The following is a 21625-nucleotide window of genomic DNA, read 5'->3' as shown; positions in this document are numbered from 1 at the left end:
CCGGGTCCCCTTTTTTATATCCCCGTTCATCCTGGGGGTCTGGTTATTTTTTTTTTATTTCACTTATTAAAACCGCGGCGTGGGGTTTTTTTCCGCGACCCGAGCGGCGATTGCGGCGCGGACAGCACGCCGCCGTGCTCGCCGTTCAGATAAACGTCGAAGGCCGCCGGATCGGGCGTGTCGATGGTGGCCGCCAGACCCGGCGGCGCGCGCCAGGCCTCGCCCGCCGCCAGTTGGCGCGCGAACAGGATGCGGCCGTCGCCCTGGCGGATGACCAGGATGGCGGGCTTGCGCGCCTGCAGAATGACCTGAGAGGCCGTGGCCGAGGCGCCGTAGATGGCCCCGCGCGGGTTGAAGGCGGCCTGCACCGGCGGCGCGGGCGGCGGGACGGCGTTGGGGTCGTCCGGGTCGATCCCCGTCAGCTGAGCCTCCAGCCCCGGCGTGATGTACATGGCCGGCGTCGTCTGGTCCGGCGGCGCCGCCTTGGGCGCGCCGAGGTAGAGGGCGCGGTCCCGTTGATGATCGGCCTGCTCGGCCCAGTCCTTGGGCACGGCGACTAGGTCGGAGGGGTGCGGCGCCTCGATGCGGTTAATGCGCTGGAAGACGTTCCAGCCGATCACCACCGCCAGGAAGACGCCGATAACGCCCAGGATCTTGGGCGAGTTCTGACGCATTTGCTGCAAGGCGGCGCCCGTCGGCGGCTGCAGCGGCACAGCCGCATCGGGGTATTCCTGCTTGAACCGCTCGACCGCGTTCAACTCGTCCAGGCCCAGGGCCCCGGCGTAGGCGCGCACATAGCCCATGGAGAAGATCCGCGACGGCAGGACGGCGTACTCGCCCTGCTCCAGCGCGGTCAGGAAACGCGGATGCACCCGCGTCCTGGTCGACAGTTCGGCCATGGACAGGCCCGACGCCAGGCGCGCAGCGCGCAAAGAGGCGCCCAGGGAATCGTCCGAGGGTTCCTCAGGCGGCGCCGCTTCGGGCGTCGCCTCCGGGGTCTGATCCAGCGTCGCGTCGGCGTCGAAGTCGAACGCGGCTTGCCGATCCTGGTCCATAGGGTCGGGGTTCCGTCACGTCAGGCGCCCGTGCGCCCGTCATCCCCGCTTAGACGAGGCGAGAAGCGCGGGCAACGCGGGAAAGCGGCCCCGCTTGTTCAGACTTCGACGTTGAGCTTGCGCGCCAGGGACTCGATCTCGCCGCGCACCGACCCGGCCGACGAGCCCAGCAGGACGTTCATCCCCCGCCGCGCCGCGTTCAGATCGGCGGACAGGATCATGCGCTTGACCGGCCCCACCCCGCCCGCAGGCGCGGACAGGCGGTTGTAGCCCAGGGTGATCAGGGCGAAGGCTTCCAGCGGGCGCCCCGCCAGCTCGCCGCAGACCGAGACCGGCGTGGCGCTGTCGGCGCACTTCTGCTGGATCTCGGCCAGGGCGCGCAGGAAAGGCGGCGACAGGGGATCATAGCGATCCGACACGCGCGGGTTTGTCCGGTCGGCGGCGAACATATACTGCAGCAGGTCGTTGGTGCCGATCGAGACGAAGTCGGTCAGCGGCAGCAGGGCGTCCAGGTGCCACAGCAGGCTGGGGCATTCGATCATGGCCCCGACGCGCAGCAGGGACGGCAGGGGCCGTCCCCGGCGCCGCGCCCAGTCGCATTCGACGTCGACCAGTTCGCGGGCGGCGCGGAACTCGTCCACCGTGGCGATCATGGGGAACATGACGCGCAGCTCGCGCCCGGCGGCGGCGCTGAGCAGGGCGCGCAGCTGCATCCGCAGCAGGGCCGGACGATCCAGACCCAGACGGATGGCCCGGCGGCCCAGCGCCGGGTTCTCTTCACGCTCATTGTCGAGATAGGGCAGCACCTTGTCGCCGCCGATATCGAGCGTGCGGAAGGTGACGGGCCGGTCGCCCGCCGCATCCAGCACCAGCTTGTAGAGGGCCGCCTGGGCGTCCAGGCGCGGCAGCTCGTCCGAGACCATGAACTGGAACTCGGTGCGGAACAGGCCGATGCCCTCGGCGCCGGTGGCGTCCAGATTCTCCAGGTCCACCGCCAGGCCGGCGTTGGCCAGAAGCATGATGCGCTTGCCGTCCCTGGTGACGGCGGGGGTGTCGCGCAGCTGGTCGAACTCGGCGCGGCGCTGCTCGCGCACGGCCATGCGGCTCTCGACCGCCGCCAGCATGTCGGGACGGGGCCGCAAGTAGGCCTCGCCCGTCTCGCCGTCGACGATGACCTGATCGCCCTCGGTCAGGCGATCGCGCAGGCCTTGCAGGCGGCCGACGCAGGGAATCTGCAAGGCGCGGGCGACGATGGCCGCGTGGGCGGCGGCCGAGCCTTCCTCCAGCAGCAGGCCGCGCAGCTTGTGGCGCGGATATTCCAGCAGGTCCGCCGGTCCCAGATTCTTGGCCACCAGGATGGCGTCGTCGGGCAGGTCGCGCTGGCCCGGGTGATCGCCCGCCATCAGACGCAGCAGGCGGTTGGCCAGATCCTCGAAGTCGTGCAGCCGCTCGCGGATATAGGGATCGCGGGCGTTGGCGAAGCGGGCGCGGTGCTCGTTGCGGACGCGGTCCACGGCGGCTTCGGCCGTCAGACCGGAACGCACCGCCTCCTCCAGCGACCGGTTCCAGCCCCGGTCGTCGGCGAACATGCGATAGGTCTCCAGCACCTCATAGGGGGTGCCGCCCAGCTTGCCCTGGCTGCCTTCCAGCAAGGCGTCGATGCTGGTGCGCAGACGCTCCAGCGCCTCCTTGAGGCGCGTCTCCTCGGCGGCGGGGTCGTCGGCCAGCAGCTGTTCCGGCGCGATCGGCGCCTCGTGCAGCACGGCCTGCCCGAACGACAGGCCCTCGGCGAACTTCTGCCCCTTCAGCCGCTCGGGTCGGTGGGGCGCGACCTCGACGTCGCGAAGCTCCTCCAGCGCCAGCAGCTCGCCCGAGGCCACCGTCTCGGCCAGGACCATGGCGATGGTCTGGATGTCCTCAACCTCTTCCTCGTCATAGCGACGGGCGGCGCGGTTCTGGACGACCAGGACGCCGATGGCCCGGCCGCCGCGCAGCAAGGGCGCGCCGAGGAAGGCGTGATAGGGATCTTCGCCCGTTTCCGGCCGATAGGAGAAACTGGGGTGCGACTGGGCGTCCGACAGGCTGATCGGCGCGGCCGTGCGGGCCACCTCGCCGACCAGGCCCTCGCCGGGGCGCAGGCGGGTGTTGTGGACGGCCTCGGGGTTCAGGCCCTCGGTGGCGAACAGCTCCAGCTCGCCCGAGGCGCGCCGCAGATAGATAGAGCAGACCTCGGCAACCATGGAGCGGGCGATGATCCGCACCACCATGTTCAGGCGGTCCTGCGCAGGCGCGCCGCCCCCGGCTCCGGCCAGAGCCTCGCGGATCTGGCGCAGCAGAAGGCGGGGCCCCCTCGCCGTCACTGCCACGCCCTTGACCATGCCTGCTCCCGCCTTGCCGCCCCTGATCCGTTCCAGATAGGGCGGCGCTTCCGTTATCCTAGTCTTCCGCGTCCAGACCGTAGGCCGCGTGCAACGCCCGAACCGCCAGCTCGGCGTAATCCGAGTCGATCAGAACGCTGATCTTGATCTCGGAGGTCGAGATGGCCTGGAACTTCACGCCCTTGTCAGCCAGGGCGCGGAACATGGTCTGGGCCACGCCCGCGTGACTGCGCATGCCCACGCCGATCACCGAAACCTTGGCCACGTCGTCGTCGACCCGCAGCTCCTCGAAGCCGATGTCGGCCTTGGCGGCGGTCATCAGGTCGGCGGCGCGGCGCGCGTCGCGGCGGCCGGTCGTGAAGGTCAGGTTGACCGCGCCTTCGGTGCGGGCCTGGCTCTGCACGATCATGTCGACGTTGACCTCGGCCTCGGCCAGGCGGGTGAAGACGTCGGCCGGAGCATCCGTCCGGTCCGACAGGCCAAGCAGCGTGATCCGGGCTTCGTCCCGGCTCATGGTCACGCCGGAAACGATGCGCTTTTCCACAATCTCATCCTCGTCGCAAATCAGGGTGCCGGCGTGTTGCGGCAGGTTTCCGTTTTCATCCGGTTCGATGAAGCTGGACAGGACGCGCACCGGCACGCGCTTGTGCATGGCCAGCTCGACCGAGCGGGTCTGAAGCACCTTGGCGCCCAGCGACGCCATCTCCAGCATCTCTTCGTAGGACACCTTCTCCAGACGCCGGGCGCGGCTCTGGATGCGCGGGTCGGTCGTATAGACGCCGTCCACGTCGGTATAGATGTCGCACGGCGCGCCCAGGGCCGCCGCCACCGCCACCGCCGAGGTGTCCGAACCGCCTCGGCCCAGGGTGGTGATGCGCCCGTCGCGGGTCACGCCCTGGAAGCCCGGCACGATGGCGATCTCGCCCGCGTCGAGCGCGGCCCCCAGCGCGTCGCCGGGCACCTCTTCGATGCGGGCGCGGCCGTGGGCGTCGTCGGTCAGGATCGGAATCTGCCAGCCCATCCAGCTGCGCGCCTTCAGGCCCATGTTGCGCAGGGTCAGGGCCAGCAGGCCCGACGTCACCTGCTCGCCCGAGGCGACCACCACGTCGTATTCGTCGTCCGACAGGACGCCGTCGCCGTACAGGCCCGGCGCCGCGCCGCCCACGCCGTCGGTCCAGGCGACCAGCTCATTGGTCTTGCCCGCCATGGCCGAGACGACCACGGCCACCTTCTTGCCCCTGGCGGCTTCGGCGGCGACGATGCGCGCCGCGCGACGGATGCGTTCCAGGTCGGCCATGGAGGTGCCGCCGAACTTCATCACCAACCGGTTCGTGTCGGCCCGCGTCATCCTGGCGTCTGATCCCCTGCTTGCATGGCGGGCGAAGGCGGTCCATGCCTCTGCCCATGCCCGCTTCTAACGACAGCCTCGATCCGCGCAAACCCCAAAGCGAAGAGGGTTTTTCACCCTTTGCTACCGATCGTGCCGAAGGGCCGAGCATCGACCCGGCCGACGTAGCGCGCTTTTCGGCCCAGGCGGCCGAGTGGTGGGATCCCAAAGGCCCCTTCGCCCCCCTGCACCGCTTCAATCCGGCGCGGCTGAAATTCGTGCGCGATCGGGCGGCCGAGCACTTTGATCGCGACGTGAAGGCGCGCGCGCCCTTCAACGGACTCAGCCTGATCGACATCGGCTGCGGCGGCGGCCTGATCGCCGAGCCGATGCGGCGCATGGGCTTTGAGGTCACGGCCATCGACGCCTCGTCCGAGAACATCGGCACCGCCCGCGCCCACGCCGATCAGGTCGGTCTGGACATCGCCTATCGCGCCGCCACGGTGGAGCAGATGGTCGAAGCAGGCGCCGGCCCGTTCGACGTGGTGCTGACGATGGAGGTCATCGAACACGTCGCCGATCCGGAAGCCTTCATCCGCGCCTGTTCAAAGTTGATCAAGCCGGGCGGCCTGATGATCGTCGCCACCCTGAACCGCACGCTGAAAGGGCTGCTGCTGGGCAAGGTCGCGGCGGAATATGTGCTGCGCTGGGTGCCCGCGGGCACCCACGACTGGCGCCAGTTCCTCAAGCCCGAGGAGTTGCGCGCCATGCTGGACGGCGAGCCCCTGACCGTCACCGGCCCCTATGGCCTGGCCTATGATCCGCTGAACGACCGCTGGAGCGAGGGCGACGACGTGGGCATCAACTACATGATGATGGCGACCCGCGACGCATGATCGGCCCGCGCCGCATCGTCCTGACCGGCGGTCCCGGCTCGGGCAAGACGACGCTGCTGGAGGCGCTGGCGGCGGCGGGTCATGCGACCTCGCCTGAGGCCGGGCGCGCCATCATTCGCCGCCAGCAGGCCATCGACGGCGAGGCCCTGCCGTGGAAGGACCGGGCCCTGTTCGCCGAACTGATGCTGGATCGCGAGCTTGAGGCCCACGCCCGCACAGAAGGCGCCGACGGGCCGGTCTTCTTCGATCGCGGCGTGCCGGACGTGATCGGCTATCTGACGCTGTGCGGCCTGCCGGTCCCGGCCCATATGGAGCGGGCGGCGCAGGACATCCGCTATGAGCGGCGCGTCTTCATCGCCCCGGTCTGGCCCGAGATCTTCGGCCAGGACGCCGAGCGCAAGCAGGATCTGGACGAGGCCCGCCACACCTTCGACGCCATGGCCGAGACCTATCCGCGCTTCGGCTATGAACTGATCGAACTGCCCCAGGCGCCTGTGCCTGAGCGCCTGAACTTCGTGCTGAAGTCGCTTACAGCGGCCTGACCATATAGCGGGCGTCGTCGCCGTAGCTGGCCAGCTTCTCGGCCATGCCCGGCGGGTTCTGAACCTCAAAGCCGTTGCGCGCCCAGAAGCTTGATGCATCATTGACCGCCACCAGGGCGACCGCCGGCCAGCCCGCCGCCTTGGCCTGCTCGGCCAGGCGCTCGACCACCGGCCGGGTGTGGCCGCCGCCGCGCGTGTCGGGGTGCAGGGCCAGGTCGTGCAGATAGACCACCTCGGCCTCGGCCGGAATGGCGTCGATCAGCACGTTCAGCGCCGGGGCGGCGTTCAGCACCCACGGATAGGCCACCAGATAGCCCATGACCGGCCCGTCCTCGGCGGCCAGCACGAAGCAGCCTTCGGGGTGCAGCTCCAGACGGTTGGCGAAGCAGGCGCGCTCTTCCGGATGATCGGGGAAGGACAGCTGGGCCACCGCGACCACGCCGTCGAGGTCGTCCGGCGTCATGCCCCGCCAGGTCAGAGTGGACAGCGGGCGTTCAGCTCCGCCCTGTTGAATCGCCATTGCACGCTCCGGTTCTCATCGTCGTCCGCCCCTTCGATCCGGGCGGTCAGCACATCCCCCGCGCGGTCATAGATGATGCGGTGCGGAAAGTCGTTGTCGGGATTGGCGAAAACCGCCCGCTGCGGGCCGCTGTCGATCAGGCGGAAGGGGGTGGCGGGCGCGCCGTCAGGCTGGGCGAAATAGGCCAGGCCGCCATCCTTCATGGGGGCGATGCGGGCGCTCTCGAAGCCGCTGCGGCCATTGCGCACAGTCACCGAGTGGCCGACGATCAGACCCGCGCGCGGGTCGCTCCAGGTCTCGGACGCCTCGCGCCCGCCGGAACAGTCCAGCCAGTAGCCCGCCAGCCATGACAGGTCGGGCGCAGGCGACGCGGGCGCGGCGGCCTGCAACAGGGCGGCGGCCAGCAGGCTGAAAACGGACATGGGCTCTCCCTCCACAAGGACGGAAGGAAGGTTACGCCGCACTCACGGCGCGGGCTTGTAGGAATGCGACGCCAGTTGTCGCGCCAGTTCCGCCTGTTCGCGCGCCCAGGCGGTGGCGGTGCAGCCCAGGAAGCGACGGAAATCGCGCGCCATCTGCGGCTGGTCGAAATAACCGGCGGCCAGACCGGCCTCCAGCCAGGAGGCGGCGTCGGCGTCCTGGCCCATCGCGTGATCGAAGATGCGGCGGAAGCGGAAGACGGAGCGCAGAGTGCGCGGCGCCACGCCGACGCGATCGCGGAACCGGCGCTGCAGGGCGCGGCGCTCGGCGGGGCTCAAAGGCGGCGCCTCAAGATCGTCCTCGGCGGCGGCGACCTGGGCGCGGACGGCGGGGTCGATGCGCCAGTCGCCCGCCCGGCGCTGTTCCTCCAGCCAGGCGCCCAGGGCGGCGGCCTGCCCCGCCGGATCGCCGGGCGGCGCCGTGAAGCCGTCCAGCCGGGCCACGAGGTCCAGCCGCCGATCCGTCGCCTCGATCAGCGGGCGGCCGAGGAACGCGCGCGCCCCGTCCGGCTCGAACTTGGCGGCGACGATCTCGACCGGGCCGACCGGACGGATGGCCATGGGCCGGGTCATCTGACCGGCGAAGATCACCGACGGTTGCAAGCGGAAGACGCCGTCGGCGTCCTGTTCCTCATAGGGGGCGGCCAGGTCGACCACCAGTTCGGGACAGCCGTCCGGAGCGATACGCTGCACCCCGCCGCTGGGGCGAGGCGCGGCGTAGGTCCACAGCAGGCGCACGAAGGGGCGCAAGGCGTCGGGCGGGGCGAATTCCTCGTACCGCTCCCCCTCCCCCATCTGCGATCAGTTCGCCTTCTTGGGGTCGGGCGGCAGGCTGGGCAGGGGCGCGCAAGGCACGCCGTCGTCCTTCAACTTCTTCACCTCGGCGGGGGTGGCCTCGCCGTAGATCTCGCGCTTCTCGCTGCGGCCTTCGTGGATGTCGCGGGCCTCGCGGGCGAAGGCGTCGCCGACGTAGTCGAAATTCTGCTCGACGTGGTCGCGCACCTGCCGCGCCGCCTGCATCATCATCGACTGCATCTGCTGCAGAGCTTCAGGTTTCAGGGCGTCGGGCGAGGTCTTCTTCGTGCCCGAAACGGCCGGGGCCATCACCTGCTTCCTCACCGCCGTCGAGCCGCAGAAAGGGCATTCCACCAGGCCGCGCGCCGCCTGGTCGTCATAGTCGGACGAAGAGCCGAACCAGGCCTCGAAGCCGTGGTCGCAGTCGCAGGAGAGGGCGTAACGGATCATAGGGGCAGGTCAAAATCGCGGTCGTGGCGCAGGGCGGGCACGCTGGCGCGCGCCTTCTCCACGGCCGAAAGGTCCAGCCGCGCGTGCAGCACGCCCGGTTCGTCGTGGTCGAGCCGGGCGATCACCTCGCCCCACGGCCCGACGACCAGGGAGCGGCCCCAGGTCTGACGGCCGTCCTCATGCATCCCGCCCTGGGCCGGGGCCAGGACGAAGGCGCCGGTCTCGATGGCGCGGGCGCGCAGCAGGGTCTCCCAGTGCGCCTCGCCGGTCGGGCGGGTGAAGGCGGCGGGGACGGCGATCAGCGTCGCGCCCGCCTGGGCCAAGGCGCGGTGCAGATGCGGGAAGCGCAGGTCGTAGCAGATGGTCAGGCCCAGGCCGCCCCAGGGCGCAGCGGCGACCACCGCCGCCTCGCCGGGTCTGACCGAGGCGCTTTCGCGATAGGTCTCGCCGTTCGGCAGGTCCACGTCGAAGACGTGCAGCTTGTCATAGCGGGCCGTGACCGCCCCGCTGGGGTCGATCAGCAGGGACCGGTTGGCGGCGCGCGGGTCATCCGCCACGCCCGAGCGGACGATCGCCGAGCCGATCAACAGCCAGACGCCCAGTTCGGCGGCCAGGGCCTTCAGCCCCAGGACAGCCGGGTCGGCGCCTTCGTCCGACAGGGCGGCGTCGCGCAAGGCGCGGCGCTGTTCGAGGAAGTTGGTTCCCTCGGGCGTCAGGATCAGCCGCGCGCCCCCGGCCGCCGCCTGACGGATCAGAGGCTCGACATGCGCCAGCCCTGCGGCCGCCGTCGCCGGCGTCCGCGTCTGGATCAGCGCGATGTCGAGCGTGTCGGTCACCTAGGCCGCCAGCAGGGCGTCCAGCTCGCCCTTGCGGTCCAGGGCGTGGATGTCGTCCGAGCCGCCGATGTGCTTTCCGTCGATGAATATCTGCGGGAAGGTGGCGGCGCCGCCCGAGCGTTCGACCATCTCGGCCTTCTTGGCCGGATCGTTGGAGGCGACGATCTCCGTATAGGCCGCGCCCTTGCGGTCCAGCAGGGCCATGGCGCGGATGCAGTAGGGGCAGCCGGGTTTGGTGTAGAGAACGACTTCGGCCAAGGGGGACTCCTGAAGGCGGATGGGAAGGCTCTCCCTCACTTAAGCGGTTCGCGCGCGTTTTTCACCCTCGCGATGACGGCCAGGTCCACGGCGCGGGCTCCAGCCTCGATCAGCACCCGCGCGCAGGCCTCGGCCGTGGCCCCCGTAGTCAGCACGTCGTCGATCAACAGCAACCGCCGCCCCTTGATGCGTCGCCGCCCCGCCTCGGTCACGGCGAAGGCCGTCTTGACGTTCAGCCGCCGCCCGCGCGCGGACTTGCCGCCCTGGCTGGCGGTAGGCAGCGGGCGGACCAGGGCGTCGGGCAGATAGTCGAGCCGCGCCGCGCGGGCCAGCGGTCGGGCGATCTCGGCCGCCTGATTGAACCGCCGCGACAGCAGGCGGGCGCGGTGCAGGGGCACGGGAACCACGGCGTCGGCCGTCTCGATCAGGGGGGCGGCCGAACGGCTGATCCAGCGCGCGAACAGGGGGGCGAACTGCTGCTGGTCGCCGTGCTTGAACTTGAGGATGATCCCGCGCGACGCCTCGTCGTAGACGCAGGCCGCCCGCGCCCGGCCGAAGGCGTAAGGGCCGGCCGTGCAGGCCGCGCACCGCTCCGCCGCGAAGTCGCCGCCGTCATACTCGAACGCCGCGCCGCAGCCGTCGCAGACCGGCGCCTCCAGAAAGGCCACCCGGCTCCAGGCATCGGGCGACAGGCCCGCTGACGCCGCCGCCTCGCGGCTGTCGTGAGCAACCGGCGGCAATAGAATATCCAGCAGGCCCCGGCCCGCATCGCGCGCGCCGGATGCTAAAGGCCTCCCGACGCCTTTCAATCGACCTCTCCAGCCCCCATCCTGAACCGACATGAGCGCCCCCTCTTCCTCCTCCGGTCCCCCGATCATCTTCGACGCCGCTCGACGCGCCGCGCGCCTGAACCGCGCCGCGCGACGTTTCCCCGACGCCGACTTCCTGCACCTGCGCGCCGCAGACAATGCGGTGAACAGCCTCGAAGTGATCCTGCGCGAGTTTCAGGCGCCCGTCGACCTGTCGCCGCACCCCGGCGTCTTTGCCCGCGCCCTGGCCGACAGCCCGGCGCGCGAACGGGTGGGCAAGGTTCGCGCTGTCGGCTCGACAACCGAGCGCGCCGCGCCGGGCGCCGGGCCGCTGGGGCTGGAGGACGGCTCAGCCGATCTGATCGTCAACCTGCTGGGCCTGCACTGGGCCAACGACCTGCCCGGCGCGCTGAGCCAGATCCGCCGCGCGCTGAAGCCCGACGGCCTGTTCATCGCCAGCCTGTTCGGGGCGGCGACGCTGAAAGAACTGCGCGGGGTGCTGACCGAGGCCGAGTTGGAGGTCAACGGCGGCGCCCAGGCCCGCGTCTCGCCCTTTGCCGACGGTTTCGACGGGGCGGCCCTGCTGCAACGGGCCGGTTTCGCCCTGCCGGTGACGGACGTGGACCGGGTGACGGTGCGTTATGGCGACCCCTTCGCCCTGATACGCGACCTGCGGGCGATGGGCGAAACGAACGTGCTGGCCGGGCCGATCCGGCCGCTCAGCCGCGCCGTGCTGGCCCGCGCGGCCCAGCTTTACGCCGAGCGCCACGCCGAGGCGGATGGGCGCATCCCCGCCACCTTCGAGATGGTGCATCTGGCCGGATGGGCGCCGCACGACAGCCAGCAGAAACCCGCCAAGCGCGGCTCGGCCAAGACGCGTCTCGCCGATGCGCTGGGCGTCAGAGAGCAGACCGGCGAGGAAGACTGACCATCAACCTCCGGCAGCGAGCACGAACTGGCTGACCTTGCCGTAAACCGCCTCCATCCGACCGGAGAAGGCGCCAAGGGCGGCCAGGACGACTATGCCGATCAGGCCGCAGATCAGGCCGTATTCGATGGCGGTGGCGCCGCCTTCGTCGCGGAGCAGCCGGTGGATGAAACCCTTCACGCCCGGCCTCCCCTGTCGTCGGCCCGTCAGAGCAGATCGCGCAGCCAGGCGATCAGCGGTTCATCGGCCGGGGGCATGGGGTAGGCCGACAGCTTGTCCGGCTTCACCCAGGCCAGACCCGCGTGCTCGCGCGCCTCGACCACGCCGGACCAGCGCCGGCACAGGTAGAGTGGCATCAACAGATGAAAGGATTCGTAAGCGTGACTGGTAAACACGAAGGGGGCCAGGCAGGCCTCCTTCACGTCGATGCCCAGTTCTTCCTTCAGCTCGCGGATCAGGGCGGCTTCGGGCCGTTCGCCCGGCTCGACCTTGCCGCCGGGAAACTCCCACAGGCCCGCCAGCTGCTTGCCCTCGGGGCGTTTGGCGATCAGCACGCGGCCGTCCGGGTCGATCAGGGCGACGGCGACGACCAGGACGGTGGGAACAGACGCCTCGCTCACGAGCGGTAGTCCCCGTTGATCTCGATGTAGCGCTTGGTCAGATCGCAGGTCCAGACCGTGGCCGAAGCCCGGCCCGAGGCGACGTGGACGGTGATGTCGATCTCGGCGTTCTTCATATAGGCGCTCATGACCGCCTCGTCGTAGGTCGGCGAGGGGGCGCCGTCGATGGCGGCGACGTGCGGGCCGAAGCGGATGGCCAGGCGGTCGCGGTCGACCGCCTCCTCCGTCTTCCCCACGGCCATGACGATGCGGCCCCAGTTGGCGTCCTCGCCCGCGATGGCGGTCTTGACCAGCGGGCTGTCGGCGATCGACTTGGCCAGTTTTCGCGCCGAGGCGGGCGAAGCGGCGCCCTCGACCGTCACCTTGACGAATTTGGTCGCGCCCTCGCCGTCCTTCACCAGCTGGTGCGCCAGGTCGAGCATGACGGCGTCCAGCGCGGCCGAGAAATCCTTCAGGCGACGGTCGCCGACGCGGCCGATGCGCGGCGCGCCGGACGCACCCGTGGCGAACAGCAGCGCCGTGTCGTTGGTCGAGGTGTCGCCGTCCACCGTCACCGAGTTGAAGGTGGTGCGGACGTGCAGGTTCAGCAGGGCCTTCAGCACCGGCGGGGCGATGTCGGCGTCGGTGACGATGAAGGCCAGCATGGTCGCCATGTCCGGCGCGATCATGCCCGAGCCCTTGGCGATGCCCGCGATGCGGACCTTGACGCCCTCGATCTCGCACTCGGCGTAGGCGCCCTTGGGGAAGGTGTCCGTGGTCATGATGCCCAGGCCGGCCTGCGCCCAGGCGTCGGCCTTCAGACCGGCTTCGACCTCGGGCAGACGGGCGGTGATCTTCTTGTCGTCCAGCACCACGCCGATGACGCCGGTCGAGGCCAGCATGACGTCGCGCTGGCGACAGTCGAAGCGCTTGGCGACCTCGGAGGCCGTGCGGCGCGCCGCATCGGCGCCCGCCTTGCCGGTGAAGGCGTTGGCGCAGCCGGCGTTGACGACCAGGGCCCTGACCCCCTCGCCGCCCTTGTCGGCGTCCAGATGACGCTTGCACCAGTCGACCGGGGCCGAGCCGACCTTGTGCCGGGTGAAGACGCCCGCGCAAGACGCGCCCTCGGGGAAGCGAAAGACCACCAGATCGTCGCGCTCATGCTTGTAGAATCCCGCGCGCGCCGTCGCGATCTCGACCCCGCCGATCGGCGGAATGGCTGGGAAAGGCACGGCCAGGGGCGAGATCATCAGGCCCGGCTTGCCGGGCGAGGCGGCGACCGCCTGGGTGGCCGATTGCGTCGCCCGTTTCAGCGCCGAGGCCAGCGGGTCCAGCGCCTTCTCGATGGCGGTTTCGATCTTCTTGCCGGTCGAGGCGGACTTGGAGGGCGGCTGGCTCATGAGGCGTTTCCGGCGGGAGAAGCGGAGGTTTTCTGGGCCGCAGGCGGAACTGCGGCCTCAACGGGAGCTGAAGGCGGAGCCGTCTTGGCTCCGTCCAGGGATATCTCGACCTCGGCCTGGCCGCGCAGTTGCTCCAGCAACTGGCGGACGCCTTCATAGGTCAGGTAGCGCACGATCTGCGGCCGCGCCTGCTCCAGCGTCGGCGGAGTTTCGACGCGGCGGTCCTCGACCTTGAGCACGGCCCAGCCGGTCTCGGTCTGGATCGGGCCGACGACCGCGCCCGGCGTCTGGCCCTGCAGGGCGGCGGCGTAGGGACCGGGCAGGACGTCCAGCGTCGAATAGCCGAGGTCGCCCCCGGAATAGCGGGTGGCGTCGTCGATGGAGCGTTGGGCGGCGACGGCCTCGAAGGCCGCCCCCTGGCCCAGGACGCCCAGGACGGCGTCGGCCTGTTCCTTGGTCGGCGCCAGAATCAGACGCACCCGCACCTCTTCGGTCGCACGGGCCAGCCGCTGCTGCTCGGCGTAAAGACGTTCGACCGCCTGTTCGGACACGGCGCCGGACACCACCTTCTCGACCAGCATGTCGCCCAGGATGCGTTCGCGCACGGCCTGCAGGCGGCGCTGGGCGGCGGGACTGGAATCGAGGCCGCGGCGCTCGGCCTCGGCGGCCAGCAGCTTCTGGTCGACCACCTCGTCCATCACCCGGCGAAACAGTTCGGACGAGGCGTCCAGGGGATCGTCCTCGCCGATCAACCCCTGCGCCACGGCTTCGCGGCGCACGTCCGAGGCCCAGACGGCGCGATCGTTGACCCGGGCCACGACGCGGTCGTTCTTTTCCGGCGCGGCCTCGTCGCCGCCGCGCCCGCAGGCGGCCACGCCCAGCGCCAAACCGGCGACGGCAACCAGAAACAGGCTGTGGAGGGGACGTCGCGCTCGCATCGGACGCTCCGGGCAAGGGTCTGTGGACAGGCCGTCGAAACGGACATTCGCGCCTGAAACACGCCGCCTTAAAAAGGCCCTCGCGTTGACAGGGATAAGGGCGGTGCTTAAGTCCCGCCTGCGCCCAAGTCGAGGGGTTTTCGATCGTCTGCGCGGCCCTTCGCGCGCCCTCATCTGCAGGGAAGGCCCGGGGCCGGCGTGATCGCGGCCCTCCGACCGGGTGAAACTGTCTTTCTCAGAGCCTTCAGCCGCTCGACCGCCTGACCCGGATCGCCCATGCTCGGCTTCGCCAAGAAATTTCTCGGTTCCTCCAACGACCGCAAGGTCAAGGCCTTCATGGGCCAGGTCCAGAAGATCAACGCTCTGGAATCCAAGTTCGAGGCCTTCTCGGACGACGAACTGCGCATGATGACGCAGACGTTCAAAGACCGCATCGAAGCCGGCGAAAGCCTGGACAAGCTGCAGAACGAGGCCTTCGCCGTGGTGCGCGAAGCCGCCAAGCGCGTGTTGGGCCAGCGTCAGTATGACGTGCAGATGGCCGGCGGCATGATCCTGCATGAAGGCGGCATCGCCGAGATGCGGACCGGCGAAGGCAAGACCCTGGTGGCCGTGGCCCCGGTCTATCTGAACGCCCTGGCGGGCAAGGGCGTCCACGTCGTCACCGTCAACGACTATCTGGCCCGCCGCGACGCGGAACAGATGGGCAAGGTCTATCGCTTCCTGGGCCTGGAGGTCGGCGTCATCGTCAACGGCCTGTCGCAGGGCCAGCGCCAGATGGCCTATCAGGCCGACATCACCTACGGCACCAACAACGAATTCGGCTTCGACTATCTGCGTGACAACCTGGTCTATGACCGTCGCGAGATGGTGCAGCGCAGCCACCACTTCGCCATCGTCGACGAAGTCGACTCCATCCTGATCGACGAAGCACGCACGCCTCTGATCATCTCGGGCCCGACAGAGGACCGCTCGGACCTCTACAAGATCGTCGACGCCCTGGTGAAGGAACTGGTCAAGGACAAGGACACCTACGACCTTGACGAGAAACAGCGCCAGGCCCTGCTGACCGAGCTGGGCTCGGAACGCATGGAGCAGATGCTTGAGCAGGGCGGCCATTTCGCCGAGGACACCGTCGACCTGTACGATCCGGCCAACGTCAGCCTGGTCCACCACGTCAATCAGGCCCTGCGCGCCAATACCCTGTATCAGCGCGACAAGGATTACATCATCAAGGACGGCGAGATCGTCCTGATCGACGAATTCACCGGCCGCATGATGACCGGCCGACGCCTGTCCGAAGGTCTTCACCAGGCCATCGAGGCCAAGGAAGACGTCAAGATCATGCCCGAGAACCAGACCCTGGCCTCGGTGACGATCCAGAACTATTTCCGTCTCTACGAAAAACTGTCCGGCATGACCGGAACGGCCGCCACCGAGGCGCAGGAATTCCTCGACATCTACAAGATGGACGTCATGGAAGTGCCGACCAACCGTCCGATCCAGCGCAAGGATTACGACGACGAGGTCTATCGCACCTTCGCCGAGAAGAACCGCGCCATCGCCCGCGAAATCGCCGACTGCTACGTCCGCGGCCAGCCGATCCTGGTCGGCACGGTGTCGATCGAAAAGTCCGAAGAGCTGTCCGACGTGCTGAAGGACTACGACTATCAGGTCGAAGTTTCCCGCAAGGTGAAGCCCGAGTACGAGGGTCGTGAGAAGGAAGCCCAGAAGGTCGGCGACCTGGCCTATGACATCGAATACGTCACGGGACGCGGCATTCCACACAACGTCCTGAACGCACGCCAACACGAACAGGAAGCCTACATCGTCGCCGAGGCCGGCCTGCCTCACGCTGTGACCATCGCCACCAACATGGCCGGTCGCGGCACCGACATTCAGCTGGGCGGCAACCTGGACATGCGCGTCCAGCGCTGGATCCAGGAACAGCGCAACATGGCGATGGAAGTCCCGCCCGAGGCCCTGGCCGCCAAGGAAGAGGAATTCAAGGCCGAGATCGCCGTCGCCAAGGAAAAGGCCCTGGCCGCAGGCGGCTTGTTCGTTCTGGGCACGGAGCGCCACGAAAGCCGCCGTATCGACAACCAGTTGCGCGGCCGCACCGGCCGCCAGGGCGATCCCGGCACCTCGAAATTCTACCTGTCGTGTGAAGACGACCTGCTGCGCATCTTCGCCGGCGATCGTCTGGACGCCATCATGCGTCAGTTCGGCGTGGCCGAAGGCGAGGCCATCAGCCACCCGTGGCTGAACCGCGCCGTCGAAACCGCCCAGAAGCGCGTCGAAGCCCGCAACTATGATATGCGCAAGAACGTGCTGAAGTACGACGACGTCGTGAACGATCAGCGCAAGGCCGTGTTCGAACAACGCCAGGAGTTCATGGACTCCACGGACCTGTCGGACCTGGTCAACGACTTCCGCGCCGACGTGATCAACGACCTGGTCGAACGTTACATGCCGCCCAAGGCCTACGCCGAGCAGTGGGACATCGACGGCCTGGACGAAAAAGTCCGTTCGACGCTGGGCCTGGAACTGCCCCTGCATGACTGGGCGGCCGAGGAAGGCGTCTCGAACGAAGAGATCGAGGAGCGCATCACCGTCGCCGCCGACGCCCGCGCCGCCGAGCGTCTGGAAATGATCGGCGCAGACCAGACCCGCGGCCTCGAAAAGCAGTTCATGCTGCAGATGATCGACATGCAGTGGCGCGAGCACCTGGTCCACCTGGACCACCTGCGCGGCGTCATCGGCCTGCGCGGCTACGGCCAGCGCGACCCGCTGAACGAATACAAGACCGAAGCTTTCAACCTGTTCGAGACGCTGCTGCACGACCTGCGCCACAACGTCACGCGCTGGTTGATGACCGTCGAGTTCCGCTTCGAGGCCCCGCCGGCGATGGAAATGCCCGAGTTCCAGGAAATCCACCTGAACCCCGGCACCGGCGAGAACGAGATGGCCAACCCGATGGCCCAGAACCCGGAAGGCATGCTGACCGGCGATGATCGTTCCAAGCTGCCGGTCGAAGCCCTGCCGCCCGGCTGGGAACGCACCAGCCGCAACGCCGACTGCCCCTGCGGCTCGGGCCGCAAGTTCAAGCACTGCCACGGTAGTCTTATTTAAGGCGCGCTGACGCGCGCGGCGCTACGCACGCGACGCGGTCGCTCGCTGCTTGAGCCACACAGTCTGAGTTGAGAGAGGCGGGTTCGCGAAAGCGACCCGCCTTTTTCTTTGGACCGTCTCGCGCCATGGCGCCGCACCCGACAAGCCGCTGCTCCACCCACGCCGTCATCCTCGGGCTTGACCCGAGGATCCAGCGCCGGGCGCCTCAACCTTGCTCAAGTCGTGCAGGCGGAAGCCCCGATCCTCGGGTCAAGCCCGAGGATGACGACATAAGAAGCAAGCGCGTGACGGCGCGGCGCAGGCCCGCTAGCCTGCCCTCATGAACTACAAGCCCCTGTTCTCGCGCGCTCTGGGCCTCGATCCGGAACGCCTGCATTTCGCCGCTCACAGCCACCACCTGTGGCCCGACGTCAGCTTCGACGGCCAGGTCCAGGCCTGGGCCGAGGCCAACCGCTTCGCCGACCGCAAATGGGATCTAGTGTTCGGCGAGGTCATCCCCGAGGCGCAAGCGCATGTCGCCAGGGAACTGGACCTGCCTTCGCCCGACAGCCTGATCTTCGCGCCCAACACCCACGAGATTCTGCTGCGCATCATCTCGGCGGTCGACAAGGCGCCGGTGCGCATCCTGGCCACCGACGGCGAGTTCCACTCCTTCCGCCGCCAGTCGGAACGCTGGGAGGAGGCCGGGCAGGCCGTCGTCACCCGCGTGCCCCTGGCCCCGTTCGAGACCTTCGCCGACCGCTTCGTCGCGGCGGCCAGGGCGGGCGGGCACGACCTGATCTTCGTCAGCCAGGTCTTCTTCCGCACCGGCGGCCTGTTCGAGCGGATCGCCGACCTGGCGGAACTGGCCGACCCGGCGGGACCGTGGGTGGTGGTCGATGGTTATCACGGCTTCATGGCCACGCCGACCGATCTGTCGGCCGTGGCGGACAGGATCTTCTATCTGGCGGGCGGCTACAAATACGCCATGGCGGGCGAAGGCGCATGCTTCCTGCACGCCCCGCCCGGCTTCGGCCCGCGCCCGGTCGTGACCGGCTGGTTCGCCGAGTTCGGCCATCTGGAGGGCCCGCCCGGCGGGGTCCAGTACCGCACCGACGGCGGCCGCTTCTGGGGCGCCACCTTCGACGCCAGCGCCCTGTACCGCTTAAACGCCGTGCGCCGGATGCTGGACCAGCACGGCCTGACCACGGCGATGATCGCCGATCACGCGCGCGGCCTTCAGGCCCGGTTCCAGACGGCGATCCAGTCGAACGAAGCCGGAGCGCTGGCCAAGGCCCAGATCCTGAACCCGGTCGAGGGGGCGGCGCCGCGCGCCCGCTTCCTGGCCCTGCGCCACGCCGACGCGCCGCGCTGGAAGGCGGCCCTGCAAGAGATGAACGTCATCGCCGACGTGCGCGACGATGTGATCCGCTTCGGCTTCAGCCTGTATCAGAGCGAGGAAGACGTGGAGCGGCTGATCCACGCCTGCGCCCGCCTGAAGTAGATCAGAAGAACAGGCTCTCCGCGTCGCGCCGGGCTTCGGGCGGGTCGGTGCGACGCGGCTGTCGTTCGCGGCGAGGCGCGGGGGCGGACGCAGGCGACGCCGGGCGTGCCGCGGAAGGCCGCGCGGCGGGCGCCGGATCGCCGGGCAGACGAGGCGCGGGCTGGGTCGCGCGCGACGCTGGAGCCGCGTCTTGCAGCGAGGGCGCGGCCGTCTCGGCCTTCGGCGGCGGGCCGAGCGTCGGATACGACGGCCCGGTCTGCGGGCGAGGGCGACGCGAGGGCGGGGGAACAGGCGGCGCGGCCTCGGCCGCCTCAGCTTCAGTCGTGGGGGCTTCCAACACCTGGCGCGCCTGGGTTCGGGCACGCACGCTGTCACAACGGCACAGCACCAGCTCTGCGCCGTCGCGCCACAGGATCAGGGGGCGACGCGGCGGCTCGGCCCAGCGACTCGCCAGGCGGTCGAGCTCGCGCTCCAGCCCGTCGTCAGCCTGAGCCGAAACCGCCCTGACCTCGCGCCCCCGCGCCTCCCAGGCTGGGGCCGCCTGTTCCAGCCAGGCCCGCCCCGCACCATCCGGATCATAGACATAGATGGGCGTCAGGGCGAAAGCGGTCGGCCCCGCCGCCTGTTCCAGCCGCGCCTCAAGGCCCTCAGGCGGGGCCAGCCGTTGCAGATCATGCCGCGCCACGCCCAGCCACCAGGCGACCAGGATCACGCCGAGCAGCAGCAAGCCCAGAACAGCGCCGATCACGCATCCCAACAGGATGCGCGGCCAGTCCGTGACGGAAGAGGCGGATACGGCGGCGGAGGTCATCGTCCGTCAGGACTAGCACCGAACCGCCGCACGACAACCCCCGTGGCTAGAGCACCGCCCGCATGGCCTCGGCCGACCAGCGCACCACGACCTTCTCCTCCTGGTCGGCGCCCAGCCGAGCGTAGAAACGCCGCGCGCCGTAATTGTCCGTCCGCACCTCCCAGCGCCCGCTCAGCCCCTCAACCGCCGCCTCGGCCGCGAAGCCCCGCATCAACGCCTCACCGACGCCCGCGCCGCGCGCCGCCTCGACCACGAACAGGTCGTCGAGGTTGAGGTAATCCGCACCGCGCCACACGCCATAAACCCGCGTCCAGGAGACGAATCCCGTCGCGCGGCCATCGACCTCCGCCAGCAGAAAGGCGGCCCGCGGCGGCTGAGCCGACAAGGCCTGCTCCAGCGTGTACGGCGTGGCGGCCAGATAGGACGTCAGGCCTTCATGCTCCGCCAGGGCGCGCATCAGGGCGTGGATACGTGCGGCGTCCGCCGCCGCCGCGCGGCGCACCGTCAGTTCTGCCATAATAGCGATCAATGCCTCCCTGCTCGCCTTCTTTTACTCTCGCTTCATGGCGAGGCGGAAACGCCCCGCCAAGGACGGCTGGCTCAGACCGCCAGATCGAACAGGGCGTCGCGCGTCAGCTCGGCGTGCGTCATCGGGAACAGGTGCCCGCCGCCCGTCGCGGTCTCGACCCGCACGTTCGATCGGCGCGCGGACGGCGACACGGCGCACAGACCGGCCGTCTCCGCCTTGAGAATGCGCGTCATGCCGGGATAGCGGGCCAGCGCCCGCCAGGGATCGTGCGCCTGGGCGGCGTAGTTTGAGGCCTCCCAGGCGGGCGTACAGGCCAGCTCCAGCCCGCGGTCCGTCTCGATGAGACCGTCGGCGAGGTAGTCGGCCAGCATCATGTCCGGCCAGCCCTTGAAGGCGCCTCGTCCGCGATAGGCGCTCATGGCCTGCTCGCGGCTGTCGAACAGGGCGCGACGCCGCAGGGTGCTGGCGACAATGGGAAACCGCCGCGACAAAGCCCCGGCGAAGGGCAGATTCATCGCCCACACCATCTGTCGCGGCCAGACGACAGGGTCCAGCAGCAGCAGACGCGACACCCGTTCCGGCCGTTCCGCAGCGGCCATCAGGCCGCTGGTCCCGCCGATGGAATGGCCGGCCAGGGCGACGGGCGGGCCGTCGATCGCCTCAAGCAGGGAGATCAGATCGTCGCGATGATCCTTCCAGCTGCGGCGGCCGTCGGGAACGGCGGGCAGACGCGTACGGCCATGGCCTCGCAGATCAGGCGCCCAGATGCGCAGGGCCCCCGACAAAGGCTGCAGCAAGGAGCGATAGGCGAAGGCGTTGAAGCCGTTGGCGTGGGCGAAGATCAGGTCGACCGGCCGCTTGGGGTCGCCGAAATCCAGCACGGCCATCTCGCCCGCACCCCAGCGATTGTCGATGGGCACGCTGATACGGCGGGGCGCCGACAGGGCCAGGGCGTCCATGGACGTCAGGCCGCCACGCGGCAGGCGCCGCACCGGCCATGGCCCTCGATGGTGGTGCGCTCGATGGCGTAACCGGCGTTCGTCGCCGCCTGGGCGATAACGTCGCCGCCGGGGACGGCCACCTCTTCGGTCGCCCCGCAGCAGTCGCAGATCAGGAAGGCCGCCGCATGGCCGCCCGGCGCGCAGGCCTCGGCGGTGCAGGCGACATAGGCGCTGATGGAGGCGATGCGGTGGGCGAGGCCCCGCTTCTCGAGGAACTCCAGGGCGCGATAAACCGTGGGCGGCTTGGCCGCCTGACCGTCGAGGCCGTAGCGGGCGATCAGGTCATAGGCCTTGACCGGCTCGGCCGCCGAGAGAAGCAGCTCAAGCACGCGACGTCGTGGCGCAGTCATGCGATCGCCGTCGGCCGAGACGCGCGCCTCGACGGCCGCAACCGTCCGTTCGACCTCGGCGGCGCCGGGTCGGCTGTCGATATGATCATGATCGCAGGCGTCGCCCATGGCC

General features: G+C 69.4%; 23 protein-coding genes. 5 read left to right on the top strand and 18 right to left on the bottom strand.

The window, feature by feature from the left end; genetic code table 11:
• Positions 1-59: 59 nt before the first annotated feature.
• The 3 genes from EGK63_RS13660 to EGK63_RS13650 all read right to left on the bottom strand — a co-directional run bounded on the left by EGK63_RS13660 (position 60) and on the right by EGK63_RS13650 (position 4781).
• The gene (locus tag EGK63_RS13660) at positions 60-1055 is read right to left on the bottom strand and encodes a helix-turn-helix domain-containing protein (protein ID WP_125901952.1); all 996 of its coding nucleotides are present in this window, start codon (positions 1053-1055) and stop codon (positions 60-62) included.
• 98 nt (positions 1056-1153) lie between these two features.
• Positions 1154-3433: a phosphoenolpyruvate--protein phosphotransferase gene (ptsP, locus tag EGK63_RS13655; RefSeq protein ID WP_125901951.1), complete on the bottom strand. Its 2280-nt coding sequence runs from the start codon at positions 3431-3433 to the stop codon at positions 1154-1156.
• A 58-nt stretch (positions 3434-3491) separates the two neighbouring features.
• Positions 3492-4781 (bottom strand): aspartate kinase, encoded by a 1290-nt coding sequence (locus EGK63_RS13650; RefSeq protein ID WP_125901950.1) that lies wholly within the window; start codon positions 4779-4781, stop codon positions 3492-3494.
• 44 nt (positions 4782-4825) lie between these two features.
• On the opposite strand from EGK63_RS13650, the gene ubiG reads away from it, so the two are divergent.
• Together ubiG and EGK63_RS13640 are read left to right on the top strand one after the other, a co-directional pair.
• Positions 4826-5656: a bifunctional 2-polyprenyl-6-hydroxyphenol methylase/3-demethylubiquinol 3-O-methyltransferase UbiG gene (gene ubiG / locus EGK63_RS13645; protein WP_243637695.1), complete on the top strand. Its 831-nt coding sequence runs from the start codon at positions 4826-4828 to the stop codon at positions 5654-5656.
• Positions 5653-6198, top strand: coding sequence for an AAA family ATPase (locus EGK63_RS13640; RefSeq protein WP_125901949.1), 546 nt, complete (start codon positions 5653-5655; stop codon positions 6196-6198). Before ubiG ends, EGK63_RS13640 begins: the two co-directional genes overlap by 4 nt.
• Here EGK63_RS13640 and EGK63_RS13635 read toward each other — a convergent pair.
• The 7 genes from EGK63_RS13635 to EGK63_RS13605 are packed head-to-tail and all read right to left on the bottom strand — an operon-like array spanning position 6185 to position 10378.
• Complete coding sequence (locus tag EGK63_RS13635; protein WP_125901948.1) at positions 6185-6718, bottom strand: GNAT family N-acetyltransferase; 534 nt, start codon at positions 6716-6718, stop codon at positions 6185-6187. The genes EGK63_RS13640 and EGK63_RS13635 overlap by 14 nt on opposite strands.
• A complete protein-coding gene (locus EGK63_RS13630; protein WP_125901947.1) occupies positions 6673-7140 on the bottom strand; it encodes a DUF6265 family protein in 468 nt (155 codons plus the stop codon). Before EGK63_RS13630 ends, EGK63_RS13635 begins: the two co-directional genes overlap by 46 nt.
• A gap of 42 nt (positions 7141-7182) precedes the next feature.
• Positions 7183-7992: a helix-turn-helix domain-containing protein gene (locus tag EGK63_RS13625; RefSeq protein WP_125901946.1), complete on the bottom strand. Its 810-nt coding sequence runs from the start codon at positions 7990-7992 to the stop codon at positions 7183-7185.
• A gap of 6 nt (positions 7993-7998) precedes the next feature.
• Complete coding sequence (locus EGK63_RS13620) at positions 7999-8442, bottom strand: DUF1178 family protein (protein WP_125901945.1); 444 nt, start codon at positions 8440-8442, stop codon at positions 7999-8001.
• On the bottom strand, positions 8439-9278 hold the full coding sequence (locus EGK63_RS13615) for a carbon-nitrogen hydrolase family protein (RefSeq protein WP_125901944.1): 840 nt from the start codon (positions 9276-9278) through the stop codon (positions 8439-8441). The genes EGK63_RS13620 and EGK63_RS13615 overlap by 4 nt, the downstream gene beginning before the upstream one ends.
• Positions 9279-9536 (bottom strand): glutaredoxin 3, encoded by a 258-nt coding sequence (grxC, locus tag EGK63_RS13610; RefSeq protein ID WP_125901943.1) that lies wholly within the window; start codon positions 9534-9536, stop codon positions 9279-9281.
• 35 nt (positions 9537-9571) lie between these two features.
• Complete coding sequence (locus EGK63_RS13605; protein ID WP_125901942.1) at positions 9572-10378, bottom strand: ComF family protein; 807 nt, start codon at positions 10376-10378, stop codon at positions 9572-9574.
• On the opposite strand from EGK63_RS13605, the gene EGK63_RS13600 reads away from it, so the two are divergent.
• A complete protein-coding gene (locus EGK63_RS13600) occupies positions 10377-11273 on the top strand; it encodes a methyltransferase domain-containing protein (protein WP_125901941.1) in 897 nt (298 codons plus the stop codon). The genes EGK63_RS13605 and EGK63_RS13600 overlap by 2 nt on opposite strands.
• Before the next feature lie 3 nt (positions 11274-11276).
• Here the strand turns inward: EGK63_RS13600 and EGK63_RS13595 are convergent, their stop codons facing one another.
• From EGK63_RS13595 to EGK63_RS13580, 4 genes are read right to left on the bottom strand one after another with little or no spacing between them, the layout of a single operon-like run.
• Positions 11277-11453 (bottom strand): Flp family type IVb pilin, encoded by a 177-nt coding sequence (locus tag EGK63_RS13595; RefSeq protein ID WP_125901940.1) that lies wholly within the window; start codon positions 11451-11453, stop codon positions 11277-11279.
• 26 nt (positions 11454-11479) lie between these two features.
• Complete coding sequence (locus tag EGK63_RS13590; RefSeq protein ID WP_125901939.1) at positions 11480-11893, bottom strand: (deoxy)nucleoside triphosphate pyrophosphohydrolase; 414 nt, start codon at positions 11891-11893, stop codon at positions 11480-11482.
• A complete protein-coding gene (gene argJ, locus EGK63_RS13585; RefSeq protein WP_125901938.1) occupies positions 11890-13272 on the bottom strand; it encodes a bifunctional glutamate N-acetyltransferase/amino-acid acetyltransferase ArgJ in 1383 nt (460 codons plus the stop codon). The genes EGK63_RS13590 and argJ overlap by 4 nt, the downstream gene beginning before the upstream one ends.
• Positions 13269-14210, bottom strand: a complete 942-nt coding sequence (locus tag EGK63_RS13580) for a peptidylprolyl isomerase (protein WP_125901937.1) — start codon at positions 14208-14210, stop codon at positions 13269-13271. The genes argJ and EGK63_RS13580 overlap by 4 nt, the downstream gene beginning before the upstream one ends.
• A gap of 276 nt (positions 14211-14486) precedes the next feature.
• Between EGK63_RS13580 and secA the strand changes: the two genes are divergently transcribed.
• Complete coding sequence (gene secA / locus EGK63_RS13575) at positions 14487-17339, top strand: preprotein translocase subunit SecA (RefSeq protein ID WP_125901936.1); 2853 nt, start codon at positions 14487-14489, stop codon at positions 17337-17339.
• Between the two features lie 319 nt (positions 17340-17658).
• Positions 17659-18822 carry a class V aminotransferase gene (locus EGK63_RS13570; RefSeq protein ID WP_125901935.1) on the top strand — a complete coding sequence of 388 codons (1164 nt, stop codon included), beginning with the start codon at positions 17659-17661 and terminating at the stop codon, positions 18820-18822.
• Position 18823: 1 nt separating this feature from the next.
• Here EGK63_RS13570 and EGK63_RS13565 read toward each other — a convergent pair whose 3' ends face one another.
• The 4 genes from EGK63_RS13565 to EGK63_RS13550 all read right to left on the bottom strand — a co-directional run bounded on the left by EGK63_RS13565 (position 18824) and on the right by EGK63_RS13550 (position 21621).
• On the bottom strand, positions 18824-19633 hold the full coding sequence (locus EGK63_RS13565; RefSeq protein WP_125901934.1) for a hypothetical protein: 810 nt from the start codon (positions 19631-19633) through the stop codon (positions 18824-18826).
• 46 nt (positions 19634-19679) lie between these two features.
• The gene (locus tag EGK63_RS13560; RefSeq protein ID WP_125901933.1) at positions 19680-20150 is read right to left on the bottom strand and encodes a GNAT family N-acetyltransferase; all 471 of its coding nucleotides are present in this window, start codon (positions 20148-20150) and stop codon (positions 19680-19682) included.
• 83 nt (positions 20151-20233) lie between these two features.
• Positions 20234-21121, bottom strand: coding sequence for an alpha/beta fold hydrolase (locus tag EGK63_RS13555; protein ID WP_125901956.1), 888 nt, complete (start codon positions 21119-21121; stop codon positions 20234-20236).
• Positions 21122-21126: 5 nt separating this feature from the next.
• Positions 21127-21621 carry a Fur family transcriptional regulator gene (locus EGK63_RS13550; protein ID WP_125901932.1) on the bottom strand — a complete coding sequence of 165 codons (495 nt, stop codon included), beginning with the start codon at positions 21619-21621 and terminating at the stop codon, positions 21127-21129.
• Between the last annotated feature and the right edge of the window lie 4 nt (positions 21622-21625).

This window comes from Brevundimonas sp. 357, assembly GCF_003938605.1.
Lineage (GTDB): Bacteria > Pseudomonadota > Alphaproteobacteria > Caulobacterales > Caulobacteraceae > Brevundimonas.
The sequence above is the reverse complement of the archived record's forward strand: the minus strand, read 5'-3'. Positions and strand labels throughout refer to the sequence as shown.

Coding starts and splice junctions, on each gene's coding strand:
- EGK63_RS13605 (WP_125901942.1), bottom strand. CDS start 10,378: ATGTCGGTTCAGGATGGGGGCTGGAGAGGTCGATTGAAAGGCGTCGGG.
- EGK63_RS13625 (WP_125901946.1), bottom strand. CDS start 7,992: ATGGGGGAGGGGGAGCGGTACGAGGAATTCGCCCCGCCCGACGCCTTG.
- EGK63_RS13550 (WP_125901932.1), bottom strand. CDS start 21,621: ATGGGCGACGCCTGCGATCATGATCATATCGACAGCCGACCCGGCGCC.
- EGK63_RS13630 (WP_125901947.1), bottom strand. CDS start 7,140: ATGTCCGTTTTCAGCCTGCTGGCCGCCGCCCTGTTGCAGGCCGCCGCG.
- EGK63_RS13555 (WP_125901956.1), bottom strand. CDS start 21,121: ATGGACGCCCTGGCCCTGTCGGCGCCCCGCCGTATCAGCGTGCCCATC.
- EGK63_RS13650 (WP_125901950.1), bottom strand. CDS start 4,781: ATGACGCGGGCCGACACGAACCGGTTGGTGATGAAGTTCGGCGGCACC.
- ubiG (WP_243637695.1), top strand. CDS start 4,826: ATGCCTCTGCCCATGCCCGCTTCTAACGACAGCCTCGATCCGCGCAAA.
- EGK63_RS13660 (WP_125901952.1), bottom strand. CDS start 1,055: ATGGACCAGGATCGGCAAGCCGCGTTCGACTTCGACGCCGACGCGACG.
- argJ (WP_125901938.1), bottom strand. CDS start 13,272: ATGAGCCAGCCGCCCTCCAAGTCCGCCTCGACCGGCAAGAAGATCGAA.
- ptsP (WP_125901951.1), bottom strand. CDS start 3,433: ATGGTCAAGGGCGTGGCAGTGACGGCGAGGGGGCCCCGCCTTCTGCTG.
- secA (WP_125901936.1), top strand. CDS start 14,487: ATGCTCGGCTTCGCCAAGAAATTTCTCGGTTCCTCCAACGACCGCAAG.
- EGK63_RS13635 (WP_125901948.1), bottom strand. CDS start 6,718: ATGGCGATTCAACAGGGCGGAGCTGAACGCCCGCTGTCCACTCTGACC.
- EGK63_RS13565 (WP_125901934.1), bottom strand. CDS start 19,633: ATGACCTCCGCCGCCGTATCCGCCTCTTCCGTCACGGACTGGCCGCGC.
- EGK63_RS13620 (WP_125901945.1), bottom strand. CDS start 8,442: ATGATCCGTTACGCCCTCTCCTGCGACTGCGACCACGGCTTCGAGGCC.
- EGK63_RS13600 (WP_125901941.1), top strand. CDS start 10,377: ATGAGCGCCCCCTCTTCCTCCTCCGGTCCCCCGATCATCTTCGACGCC.
- EGK63_RS13570 (WP_125901935.1), top strand. CDS start 17,659: ATGAACTACAAGCCCCTGTTCTCGCGCGCTCTGGGCCTCGATCCGGAA.
- EGK63_RS13580 (WP_125901937.1), bottom strand. CDS start 14,210: ATGCGAGCGCGACGTCCCCTCCACAGCCTGTTTCTGGTTGCCGTCGCC.
- EGK63_RS13560 (WP_125901933.1), bottom strand. CDS start 20,150: ATGGCAGAACTGACGGTGCGCCGCGCGGCGGCGGCGGACGCCGCACGT.
- EGK63_RS13640 (WP_125901949.1), top strand. CDS start 5,653: ATGATCGGCCCGCGCCGCATCGTCCTGACCGGCGGTCCCGGCTCGGGC.